This window comes from Acinetobacter sp. UBA1496, assembly GCF_002324975.1.
GTDB classification, from domain to species: domain Bacteria; phylum Pseudomonadota; class Gammaproteobacteria; order Pseudomonadales; family Moraxellaceae; genus Acinetobacter; species Acinetobacter variabilis.
The window spans coordinates 42,018-53,676 of sequence record NZ_DCRI01000002.1; the positions used below are offsets into that span (position 1 = coordinate 42,018).

Sequence of the window (11,659 nt, forward strand, 5' to 3'; positions counted from 1 at the left end):
CTTGGTGTTAAAACAATAGACGATATCTAAGCATGTAGTATTCTCGAGCGTAGTGTTGGCGGACGCGGGTTCAACTCCCGCCATCTCCACCAAAATTCTTGTTATAAATCAGCCACTTATATTAAGTGGCTTTTTTATTGCCACATATTTGCCACATTTTTCATTCCAAGAGCTTTTGATTTCAAAGTTTAGGCTGTACGTGCTACGCTAAGTTTCGCAATTTCTTGCTTATTTTTATCCCCATGCAACCATTTTGTATAGCGTTTGATCAGCATTTGTAGGCTATGTCCAAGTTGATCGGCTACAAACATTGGATTGACGCCATCCATGAGCAACATCGTCGCATAAGTATGCCTTGCATTGTATGCAGGGCGGTGACGTATAGAACACGTTTTCATTGCTTCTACAAGACGCTCCCTAGGTGGTTTTTCATTAAAGAATGGTTCTTTAGTCTTGGGGCATAGCATTACATAATCTGTTTTGTAGCCTTGATCCTTTTTAAATTGTAGCAAAGCTTTCAAAGCCAGAGTTGATCGTTCATTCAGATATACTTCTCGAGATGTATGTGTTTTTGTCACCTTTTTTTCTAAACCACGTACACGGCTTTTGCTGACCTTGAATGTACCGTTGAACCAGTCAATATCACTTTCTCTAAGAGCAATCATTTCGGAAGGTCTACAGCCTGTCCAGAAGGCAAACTCAAAATACCACCGATAAAATTTGTCCTCATCATGTAAGCTTTTGTCGAGCCAAGCTAGTAAGGCTTCCATCTCCTTACGTGTGAAGGGGTCAGGTGTTTCCACCTGAACCTTACGATTCTTAATTTTATTCATAGGGTTTACAGAAATCTGATTATGCTTAACAGCCAACTCGAAAACTCCACGTAAAGGCGTGGCGCAATTATTAAATGTTTTCGCTGTTTGAAAATCACGATCGATAATGACTTCCTCAATATCTTCAGTCGTGATATTGGCTATTGGTGTTAATGCAAAATAAGGCATCCAATGACATTCTAAAATTTTGCGATAGCCATTTTTTGAATCTTTATTGGCAATCGAAAACTTTAAAAATTTTTGTGCAACATCTTGAAATAAGACTTGCTGACCATCCATTGATTCAGTTTCTGTAACATCAAGGCCTTTTGCTTGTGCTATATCATTCTCAGTTAAAATCCCCCATTTGGCTTTATTTATGAGGTCACTTCTAATTTTAGCGGCTGTACGGATACCTTCCGCAGTCGGCGGGTGTGGGAGTGTAATGTAGTAGCGCTGCTTTTTAGAGGTGAAGTTGATTTCGAGTGCATTCTCCCTAATTCTAACGCCGGTTGGTAACGTTTTTGAGTTTGTTCTGTCAACCATTGGTTATAACCTCTAAGTGAGTAGTAAATATTTCCATCTTGTTTTGTCCAAACTAAATCTTGTGGCCAATTTTTTCGCCGATGTGTCAGTTTTTGTTCTTCAATGCCTGTAAGCTTTGAGAACACTGAAGCATCTACCCAATCGATAGCTGTAAGCCCTAGTTCTAAAAGAACATCTAAAATTTCGTTTTGCATAAAATTACTTAGCCAATTGAGCTGATCTAAAAATTATTCACGGCTAGGCATAAATTTCCCTAGTCACAAATCGTCATGTGGAAAACTTAGCACATGACATTTTTTAAAAACTCGTTTCGTTTAAAACTTCAAAAAAATGGTTATTCAAAAAAATTATGAAATAAAAAAATCATATTTATGCTTACTGAATTAATGATTTAATCCCATTTGTTAGGTACAAAATTTGGTACTTAAATCCTCAATATCATGAGTTAAGTACCAGATTTGGTATCTTAAAAATCAGCTCGAAAAATGATTTATAATTTATTTTTTTAACAAGGGTTGGAGCACATCTAAAAGACTCTCACCATTTTTACGATCAATTATTTTTGCAGACATGCCTAATTTTTGCGGCCCATCTACATCAGCAATTTGAGTATCACCAATGAAAAAAACTTCATTTGGTTGACAGTTCATTTGAGTTAAAAAATGTTGGTAGATTAAAGAATCTGGCTTATTTGCACCGACCTGAAAGCTCCATACATAAGTATCTAAAGGTGGAAGTAGGTGCTGTGCTCGTTCACCATAAGGTGTCGCTGCATTGGAGCAGATCGCCAATTTGTATCCTAGATTTTTAAGTTCAATGAGCGTTGGAATTGAATCTTCAAAAGCATGCATATGCTTTAAATCATTTTGAAGATCGTTGTTCATTTCAGCTAACAAGGGAGCGGGTAGTTGATAACCGAAATAAGAAGCGATTGTCTCAAAATTGCCATCTAGCGACATGATCATCGCAGCATCATTTGGTTGTGGTTTTCGCCCTTGTTGTTTAAGCCATTTCATCATTTTTTTATAAGGTGATTGACTATTTTTAATTTCAATTAGCGTTCCAAAAACATCAAAGGCTACTGCTTTATAAGGTCGTTTACTCACTATTCTTATCTCATTAAAAGTTTAAGCATATGGTCTAGCGTTTTATATCAACTCTTTTATTCATCAAAATTTAAGTCAGAATCATTTAAAGAGGAGGGCGAACTGAACTTTCCTGCTTTATTTGATTAACTTAAATTCAAACCTATCTGTTCAGGTGAATGCCAAAGCATTTTTAAGTGTCCTAGTTGGTCTCTGAGATGAGCGGCTTTACGGATGATATATTTTTTTTGTTTCAGCCATTCATCCAGGCGTGCATCGTCATAATGGATGTCTATCTTCAGTTGTAAAAGCTGGTTATATAAGCCACGCTTTTCAGATGACATGGCTTCTAGAATAGATGGTGGAGCCATGGGCTCTAATGGATGTGGCAACCCACCTTCAGCCTGACAAGACTTGGTCTTTGCTTGTTGAGAAGAAGCAGACACTCCGCTAACGGTTAGCCCTTTTTTCATTAACTTTGATAATGGCAGAGTTGGAGATTCAGCCTGATTGTGATCTTCAGTTTCAGCATTTGCAGGTTCAGTAGATTCTTTCAATAGCTCGCTGATTTTTCGGTAATTAATGCTATAAAAGTTGGTTTGAATCCATTTATTTTGAGATAGCTTTTTGACCACCAAAATGCCCACTTTCTTTAGCTTGGAAACTATACGTTTGATCGTGGAGGGACTGTATGTACCTAAGGTCTTAGCCCATTGCTCATAGCTGTGATAAAAGTACTTCTGTTGCTGAATTACTTGAGCTTCACCACTTTGCAGGCAGTAATGAAGCTTTTGAAGGAAGATCGCTGATGGCACCCCATACGCTTGGGCAAGCGTAGGAGATGCAATAAGAGGGTAGTCGCCTTGGACTAGTAGTTTTGTTTTTTTAGTCATGAGAATACTCACTTAAGGCTTAGTAAGTGGTATTAGACGATTTGGGGTGCGGACGTTGCTGAGTTCGGCGTAGCCAATCTTCAGGATACTCCTGACTATAAGATTCATAATGCTGACCAGACCAATATTCTTGGTTGAGTTCATCGTGATATTGATGATGTGAATTTTGCTGGTGTAATTGAAGCGTTTGTTCCGGTTCGAAATCGGGTGGAGTGTTGCCTTGAGTGTTATTTTCAGCTTGGTCTAGAGTCTTGAAAATATCGAGTAAGGCTTGGCGCTGTGTATGCGATAGAAGTTTTGCGCTTTCAACAAGAAGTTGTTTCGCAAGTTTTTTTGGCGTGCAAGGGTTTGCACCATTGAATTTATTATTCATAGCAGTTTCCTAGATAAGTATTTAATTATCCCCATTACTTCTCACGGTAATGGAGGCAACTTAACAGGGGTGAGAATACTGAATCTAGGATCAGCCAGCCGAAGCTGCCCTGCTAAGCCACCATAGGACTGCTTAACAGTAGGCAAAAAAATAGCCGCAAGTGCGACATTTTATTGCACCTAGATTGTAACAGGTTCTCACGCCTGAACACAGATTTTGCTGTGTTGGAAGAAGATTATCCCGCAATGTTAGGTAGGTCAAGGCCTTGAATTGAAGTTTTTATAAAAAATGTGAAAAATCAAAAAATGGTCACGCTCTAGATATATTTAATTATTTTATTGTTTATTTTATTTATAAAGAAGAACAGCTCAAATTGATCCAATGGAGTAGTTCAAACTGAGCGAATCATTCAGCTCAATTTAAACCACAGTGAGATCAGTTTAACTGAGGGTGATGGAGTGAGATCAGTCATGTTACTGTCATGAGTTTTGAATTAGTCCATTCAGTTATCAATTTATTGATAAATCATCATTGAGTACCGCACTTAATTTTCAGAATAAATAAAAATTAGCGAAAAAATTCCAAAACATCACCAAAACCGATCCGTATTTTTTTTCTTTGCTAATGTCATAAAACTCCGTGATGGAAATAAGCAAGCCTACCTGTACATACAAAATTCTTCGAATTTTTATGTACAGGGCTTGTTAGGAGGGAAACCCTCCTAAGACCTCCCAGCCCATCACAGATGGGCAAGTCAACTTCGTTGACTTAAAAGCAAAAAAAGCAAAGAACAGTTAGCGTGATTGTATATGAGAAGTAAAACCAAAAATTTTAGACTTACTCCATTGCAGCTAGAGCAGTTGGAGCTGCACATTGAAAAAGAACGTACGAACTTTACTGACTTTATTCATTCTTTGATTCAGCGAGAAGTGATGCATGATGCTGTTACGGTTCGAGGGATGATTGATGAGGAGAAGAAGCCAAGGCTTAAAATTAAAACCGAAGTTGAAATCGTCAAACTTTATCAAATCACTGATCCTGATTTGTTACTGGCCTTATCTCAAATTGGGAATAACTTGAATCAAATAGCCCGTGCTTTAAACATCATCAAAAATGCAGATCCACGAGACCAACGTAAGCTGGATATTTTTCATGTGTTGTTGGTCTTAAAGGGTATTCAAAATGAGTTAGAACAAATATTTCCGACTTTACCAAAAATCAGTAGACACAATCCGAATAGGCTTCGTAAGCAACTCGATAATTTAAGCGTTGATCAGGCACAACCTTCAATCGTATTAGCGGAGAAGGATGAAAGTGCATATTAAATTTTTAGAGCATGGCAAAGGGTCAGCTACACATGCTTCTGCATATCTTTTAGATCGACTTGACCATCGTGGAAATGTTCGTGCAGGGGTTCAGGTTTTATGTGGTGATGCCACCACATTCAATGCTCTTTGTCATGCGAGTCCACACCTATGGAAATATACGAGTGGAGTCATCGCTTGGTCAAAAGATGATGAGCCAACTGATGTTCAGATTAAGGAAGTTCTAAAAGAATTTGAGGAACATGCATTTGCAGGGTTGGAGCAATCACAGTATCACCTATTTGCTGTATTACACACAGATGAGGATGGCTCAAAGCACATTCATGTTTTAGCACCACGGCTCGACATTCAAAGTGGGAAATCACTCAATATTGCTCCCCCTGGGCATGAAAAACACTTCGATGCATTAAGAGATTACTTCAATACAAAATATCAGTGGTCACGGCCAGATGATTTGCTTTTGATGCAAACCACACAGGAGCCAAATCATGTGGCCAAAATCAATGCTCAAGCAAAAAAATACATTTTAAGCGAAGACCTTAAAGCACTTATAGCAAAGCAGTTGCGCAAGACAATTGATAATTACATCAAAACGCTCTTAAGGACACAAACAATTAAAAACAGGGCAGATATTGTCCAATGTATTTCTCAATTGGAAGGAGTTAAATCGGTTAAACAACGAAAAGACTCTTTAACAGTTGAAATGATCGACGGGAAAAAATACAGACTCAAAGGTGATTTTTATCATGAACAATTCGAAATTGGACTTTATACAGAGCGTCTCCGAGCAGCAGCAAAAAGCCGAAAAACTCCAAATGAGCTTGCAGCAGCTCTCTCAGACGCTGATCAATTTCGAGAAACTTATAGGGCAAAGCGAGCAGCCTATAATCGAAAGCACTATGCTTTTGAACCGAGTACAGGGGACAACAATATCCTTGGAGGCACATCTCAACTCATTGTTGAAAGAGATAGGGAATTTACCCCCCCAAGCCATACAAACACTGACAGCGGACTACACAGCACAAATAAAGCAACTCCAATCGCAACTTGCCAATATCAATATTGCGGAAATTTCAAAAGTGCAATCGAGCATAGATTCATTTTCAATATCAATTCAAGAATTACAGACCAAAATAAACAATCAATTAAAGAAGATATCCTTAGACCAACCCAGTTTACAAAAGAGTATTCAAGTCCAAATACAGCAAGCGATTGCCAATCAAAGCAAGCCAATAGAAAACAGTATAGCAATGTTGATTACGGAAAAACTGGATACGCAAAAAGCGACATACGTGTTGGGTGGGGCGATCGTGATTGGACTATTGAGTCTTTTAATCGCTTTATTTATGGCTTATCAAACAGCTATGAACGTCAAAACCATAAAAGCACAACAACAAATGATTCATCAAAACTCACAAGCGATTACAGCTCAAATCAGCTATTTGAACACACTACGGAAGTAAGTCATGCAAACCGAAATAGATCAGTATTTGATAGAACAAACCAACTTATTGCAACAACAAAACAGCTTATTGGTAGAACAAAACGAAACCTTGAACCAACAGGTCAGTTCATTAAAAAATATTTTGATCACCTACAAGGAAGTAGAGCAGCGTTTAGTGAACAAAATCGAGACATTGAATATAGAGAAAGAAGCTCAAACCGCTTTGATTTCAGCAATGAAAGCAGAGCTTTCACATCTCGAACAAGGAGAGTTTTCGGAGCAATTACAGCGAGAATTTCAAGAAAACTTGAGAGTCCAATTACAAACGCACTTAACCACAGCATTCAATCAACTGGATTTAAAAACAACTATCCAAGACTTAGTGAGGATCGAATTGAAGCCTGTTCGGCAGACTATCAACGAACAGCAGACGGACCTCAAGGCAGCACTCTCGAAAATCTTACAATTTCAGCCACCAAACGACTTTTACGAAGATTTGGAGATGCAACGCAAGCAGATCACTACGCTTGGGGGAACTGTAGAAAGATTGATGAAATTAATCAACAACTTGAGCAGCTAGAGTCTATTGTTGCTCAAATGAGGTGCAAACCAAAGCCAGCAACAAATTGGCAACTACGATTTGATGGATACTATCCTAGTTACGTTCGAGCTTACCAAGAGTTGTCAGCGCAGCAACAACAGGCTTATCAGGATAATAAAGCATTGTGGTTGATTGAGATCACGGAGCAAAAAACTGAAAAAATCCTCGCCTACATGACTGAAGCCAGAAGAAATATTGACAGTAGTGACTATGCAAGGATCGAAGAAATCATCAAGAATGATGAAAGGATGCTTAAATATTTGAAGTGTGAATTAATTTTATCACACAAATATGATCATTTAGAAAATGAAAGAGCTTCATATCTCTCGTGCATCACAAACTTTGATGAAATTAAGGAAAGAATTAAAGCAGTTACGTCTTCAAGGCTTCAAAGTTCTGATGATGCTTCATCTAGAATTGCGCATCACAGCTATGAACCTGAACTCAAGCCTAAACAGGAAAAGAATTCGAATGCCGATTTTGATTTTTAGAATCTTTAAATAGGTTAAAAATCACCCTCATTAAACGAACTGAATGGTACCGATTTTGTAAGAGATTTTACTCACAAAATTTTGAAAACTTGCGAGGAATATAGATTTTGAGTAATGGAGAGTGGTAGCAGTCTAAAATAAACTTTTAAAAAATTATATTGGGTATGATGCAAGGTCTTGTAACAATTAAAACTCAGTTGATATAAAGTACGCTTTATTCATAAAAATATTTTAGGGAAGTTATGGGGTATAGCACGATATCAATTCGAGAAGTGACTCGACAAATAGAGCAAAATAAAGTCTTTTTGCCTGCTTTACAACGTAAGTTTGTTTGGAAAAAAGAACAAATTGAACGCCTATTTGATTCCATTATGCGTGGTTATCCCATCGGGGCTTGGTGGTGTTTTAAAAAGTATGCTGACATTAAATGAAGCCATTATTGATGTAAAAGAAGGTTAAGTCGAAGGCTTTAAAATGGTTTTCAAGCTTTTTGGAGAAATTACAACTTCTTCTAAAACCACGCCTTATTCGATGCCTTATTTTGCAATTATTACCTTCAATTCCTACAGTAAAAAACTTACCAATACTTTGCTTGCAGTTTTTAAAAGCAGTGATGAAACTATCCCAATGATCACTTGCAATTCGGGTGTAGTGAATACCTAATTGTTTAAGCTTTGTCTTCAACCTTTGGACTGTAGCTAAATCTCTCTTACCCCAAACATAAGCAACAATCTCACCTGTTTCTCGATGGTAGGCGTAAATAAGCCATTGTTTATTATTTTTATTTCCAACAAAAGTCCAGAATTCATCTACTTCGAGAGATTCATAATGACTTTGTTTAGGCTGAATTTGATAGGCCGATTCAGTTAAAGTCCGTAAGACTTTACCGATACTAATGCGCTCAACTTCAGCGATATCTCGTATACCGCTGCCTCTGACCATTAACTGTAATATTTTACGAGTAATGCCAGAATTACATCCTAGATAGCTCAGAGCATGGTCACCAATAAACTGACGTTTGCAGTCTTTGCATTGGTAGTTTTGTTTCCCATCTACTTTGATGCCATTTTTCTTTATACTGTCACTGAGGCAGGTTGGACATTTGATTTCTAGAGTTATTTGCATTTCTCTATTTTATCAAAATTCAACCTGCTTTTTTTTAGCATACTTTTTGATACACCACCCGGGGCTTTTCTATTTTGGGAGCTTGATGCCAAAGTAGCAAAAGACTATGTGTTCTATGAGTTTTTAAAAGACTATGACGAACGAACTCCTTACAACCGTCGTAAAGAAGGGGCTTTCAGCCATGACCAAATCATTGGTGTTCTTGATGGACAACAGCGACTAAGTTCAATGTATATTGGTTTTAACGGATTTCACAAAACCAAAAACAGCTATGCATGGAAGTCCAACCCTAATGCTTATCCTGAAAAACGGTTATATCTAGATTTATTAAATTTACCTTATGTGACTGAGTCGGGTGAAATCAAACTTAATGAAGCGGAAAATTATCCATTCAGCTTTTTGACAGATAAAGAAAGTCAAAAGTTAGAACGTAAAATTGAGGATCAAATCAAGCCGTGTTATTGGTTTAAGGTTGGAGAGTCTTTGTATTGGGACAATGATGAAGATATTAACGTTTACTATCAGGCATTAGCAGCTCAAATACAAAGTACATACCAAGACCAAAAAATATTTTTGGCAGCATTTGAACAGCATCAGAAACAAGTTTTATTGGGTTTGAAAACCTTACATACACGACTTCATGATGAAAAATTGATTAGCTACTTTCAGGTACATGAGAATGATTTAGAAAATATTCTCAAAATATTCGTGCGTGTGAACAGTGGCGGTACGATACTGAGTAAAACGGATTTATTGTTTTCCACTGTGGTTGCAACGTGGTCAGATGGTCGAGATAAAATTGAAAAGCTCAATAAAGACATTAATGACATAGGCCAACGCTTCAAGTTTGGTAATGAATTTATTATGCGAGCATGCTTATATCTCACAGATTTAGACGTGAAATATAAAGTAAATTCCTTTAAAGCTGAAAATGTAGAAAAAATCAAAAACAGTTGGGAAAATATTCAAAAAGCAATTGATCGAACTGTGCGTATTTTGGATGAGTTTGGATATTCAGGCGAACATTTACCTTCGCAAAATGCCCTGTTGCCCATCGTGTACTATGTATACAAAGGTGGTCAGGTGGATGACATCAGTAAAAAGCAAATGATTAAATACTTGGTTCATGCCAATGTGAAGCAAATATTTGGTAACTCTCAAGAGTCTGTTTTACAAGAACTGAGAAGAACATTACGTGAAAAGACTGAACAGGATTTTTATGTTCTAAAACATTCTAAATTTGATTTTGAAGTTTTAAAATCTACCAAATTATCGGGGGGTAAATCTCTGCTTGTCACTGATGATATTATTGATGATATTTTATCGAGAGAATATGGTGCAATCACCTTTAACATCTTGGTATTACTGAATCCAGATTTTAGATTACGTGATGTTAATTTTGCACAAGATCATATTCATCCAAAATCTAAATTTAATAAAACAGAAATGTTGAAAGCAGGAATTCCAGTAGAGCAACATCAAAAAATAATTGATCTCAAAGATAGTTTGCCAAATTTACAGTTGCTAAATGCTCGTTGGAACTCAGGTAAAAATGATAAGTCTTTAGTGGATTGGTTTGCAGAGCAGTCTAAAGCTGATCAAGAGGCTATTAGATCAACAGGCTTATATCCAAATGATGCTTCTTTAGCATTTTCAGATTTTTTAACATTCAATGAAAAGAGAAAAGCCTTACTGAAAGATCAACTTTATAACGTTCTTGATATTAAACCTACTATGCAAAATATAGTACCAAATGTAGAAGTTGGAGAAGCGGTATGAACAATGCTATTGGATAAGTAGAAAGACTGAGCCATAGCATGTTTGAGTTAATAGAGATAAATCTGGGCGTAGTTTGGAAGAGCAGATTAATAATATATTAAATTGCGATATTGTGAGTTAAAGAAAGCCTGTATAGCTTGGTTATACAGGCTTTTTTATGTGAACAGTATTAATAAATTCTTAGAATTTTTTTTGTGAATTCACATCAAACAAATCATGAAAAAAAATCTCTGAAATAATGGGTTTATAGATTAACTCATTGATCACTCAGTCAGATGATCTATCTTTCAAATAAAAAATTGAGATATTCAACTATGAATTTTTTATAGAACCAAATAGTTATAACCAGTACAGAACAGTACTAGATGAAGATGATGTCATCTTTTTCTCATATAATAGTGAGAACAGTTCAAGGATCGTATGTAAGTCAGCTGAGGAGTTCAAAACATATTTTTTAGATACTAATAATGGAATATATGTAGTTCGTGAAAAAAGCAATATATTCATTGATTTACAAGATTATGACTGTGAAGGATGTATAGCTTTACCGTTGTGTCAAAAGAACGATATTAGTCAAATTACAGGGTTTGTTATTAATGGATTGGCGAAAAAATGGAATCAATTAACTGAACCAGGGTATCAACTCCGCAAGAATATTAAATTCAAAGTGGGAGATGGTCATATACTTACAGCAAATATGTTCATCGAACATAAGCATATTGCCTTTACTACAGACTCTGAGTTTGTTTTTATGGTCCTCGCAAGTAAGCTGCACCCAGTAATTTATGTTAATAACAATGATTTTGGATTGCATTTACTTTTAAAGCAACTTGATAAAAACATTCATAAAGTCATGGTTGGCTCCAATGAGCCTAAGGAAAATAAACTGAATAGCCACCGATTTTGTAGACACCTTTTAGTTTGAACCGTACCGGGTTTGTCGGAGAGTCAATATTCTGAGAGACTACCCCGATGACAAAATTAAAATATACCCCTGAAATCAGAGAAAGAGCGGTTCAATTATTGATTGAATCTGAAAAAGATTATCCTTCTACTTGGGCTGCAATCACAGCAATTGCGCCTAAGATTGGTTGTACTCCTGAAACACTTCGTGCCTGGTATCAAAAGCATTTAGATCAACACAATCCTATTAAAGTACAACAGATATCTGATCAAGAAAAAATG

At 36.6% G+C, this 11,659-nt stretch carries 9 protein-coding genes, 1 other RNA gene and 1 pseudogene (1 of these 11 running past the window's edge); 6 read left to right on the plus strand and 5 right to left on the minus strand.

Translation table 11 applies throughout. The annotated features are described in order from the left end of the window. Positions 1-92, plus strand: a transfer-messenger RNA (tmRNA) gene (gene ssrA, locus B3143_RS00305); it begins 352 nt to the left of the window's first position. Positions 93-188: 96 nt separating this feature from the next. Here ssrA and B3143_RS00310 read toward each other — a convergent pair. The 4 genes from B3143_RS00310 to B3143_RS00325 form a co-directional block, all read right to left on the minus strand. Beyond that, a complete protein-coding gene (locus B3143_RS00310) occupies positions 189-1,358 on the minus strand; it encodes a site-specific integrase (RefSeq protein ID WP_286739088.1) in 1,170 nt (389 codons plus the stop codon). 497 nt (positions 1,359-1,855) lie between these two features. Then, positions 1,856-2,464 (minus strand): HAD family hydrolase, encoded by a 609-nt coding sequence (locus tag B3143_RS00315; protein WP_286739089.1) that lies wholly within the window; start codon positions 2,462-2,464, stop codon positions 1,856-1,858. A 125-nt stretch (positions 2,465-2,589) separates the two neighbouring features. After that, the gene (locus B3143_RS00320) at positions 2,590-3,336 is read right to left on the minus strand and encodes a hypothetical protein (RefSeq protein ID WP_286739092.1); all 747 of its coding nucleotides are present in this window, start codon (positions 3,334-3,336) and stop codon (positions 2,590-2,592) included. 19 nt (positions 3,337-3,355) lie between these two features. Then, on the minus strand, positions 3,356-3,709 hold the full coding sequence (locus B3143_RS00325) for a hypothetical protein (RefSeq protein WP_286739094.1): 354 nt from the start codon (positions 3,707-3,709) through the stop codon (positions 3,356-3,358). An 809-nt stretch (positions 3,710-4,518) separates the two neighbouring features. Between B3143_RS00325 and B3143_RS00330 the strand changes: the two genes are divergently transcribed. From B3143_RS00330 to B3143_RS15220, 3 genes are all read left to right on the plus strand, one after another. Further along, positions 4,519-5,034 carry a plasmid mobilization relaxosome protein MobC gene (locus B3143_RS00330; RefSeq protein ID WP_286739096.1) on the plus strand — a complete coding sequence of 172 codons (516 nt, stop codon included), beginning with the start codon at positions 4,519-4,521 and terminating at the stop codon, positions 5,032-5,034. Further along, positions 5,018-7,570, plus strand: a complete 2,553-nt coding sequence (locus tag B3143_RS00335; protein WP_286739099.1) for a relaxase/mobilization nuclease domain-containing protein — start codon at positions 5,018-5,020, stop codon at positions 7,568-7,570. The genes B3143_RS00330 and B3143_RS00335 overlap by 17 nt, the downstream gene beginning before the upstream one ends. A 242-nt stretch (positions 7,571-7,812) precedes the next feature. Continuing rightward, positions 7,813-8,001 carry a DUF262 domain-containing protein gene (locus B3143_RS15220; protein ID WP_312321154.1) on the plus strand — a complete coding sequence of 63 codons (189 nt, stop codon included), beginning with the start codon at positions 7,813-7,815 and terminating at the stop codon, positions 7,999-8,001. Here the strand turns inward: B3143_RS15220 and B3143_RS00340 are convergent. Further along, positions 7,994-8,695 (minus strand): IS1 family transposase, encoded by a 702-nt coding sequence (locus B3143_RS00340; RefSeq protein ID WP_004282344.1) that lies wholly within the window; start codon positions 8,693-8,695, stop codon positions 7,994-7,996. The two genes, B3143_RS15220 and B3143_RS00340, sit on opposite strands and share 8 nt — an antisense overlap. Here B3143_RS00340 and B3143_RS00345 point away from each other — a divergent pair. Both B3143_RS00345 and B3143_RS00350 read left to right on the plus strand, forming a co-directional pair. After that, the gene (locus tag B3143_RS00345; RefSeq protein WP_286739103.1) at positions 8,690-10,474 is read left to right on the plus strand and encodes a GmrSD restriction endonuclease domain-containing protein; all 1,785 of its coding nucleotides are present in this window, start codon (positions 8,690-8,692) and stop codon (positions 10,472-10,474) included. The two genes, B3143_RS00340 and B3143_RS00345, sit on opposite strands and share 6 nt — an antisense overlap. Before the next feature lie 972 nt (positions 10,475-11,446). Further along, positions 11,447-11,659, plus strand: a pseudogene (locus B3143_RS00350) (IS3 family transposase); the annotation flags it as partial.

What these genes read in the sequence shown, in the direction of transcription:
- B3143_RS15220 (WP_312321154.1), top strand. Translation starts at nt 7,813, where the DNA reads ATGGGGTATAGCACGATATCAATTCGAGAAGTGACTCGACAAATAGAG.
- B3143_RS00330 (WP_286739096.1), top strand. Translation starts at nt 4,519, where the DNA reads ATGAGAAGTAAAACCAAAAATTTTAGACTTACTCCATTGCAGCTAGAG.
- B3143_RS00340 (WP_004282344.1), bottom strand. Translation starts at nt 8,695, where the DNA reads ATGCAAATAACTCTAGAAATCAAATGTCCAACCTGCCTCAGTGACAGT.
- B3143_RS00310 (WP_286739088.1), bottom strand. Translation starts at nt 1,358, where the DNA reads ATGGTTGACAGAACAAACTCAAAAACGTTACCAACCGGCGTTAGAATT.
- B3143_RS00320 (WP_286739092.1), bottom strand. Translation starts at nt 3,336, where the DNA reads ATGACTAAAAAAACAAAACTACTAGTCCAAGGCGACTACCCTCTTATT.
- B3143_RS00335 (WP_286739099.1), top strand. Translation starts at nt 5,018, where the DNA reads ATGAAAGTGCATATTAAATTTTTAGAGCATGGCAAAGGGTCAGCTACA.
- B3143_RS00325 (WP_286739094.1), bottom strand. Translation starts at nt 3,709, where the DNA reads ATGAATAATAAATTCAATGGTGCAAACCCTTGCACGCCAAAAAAACTT.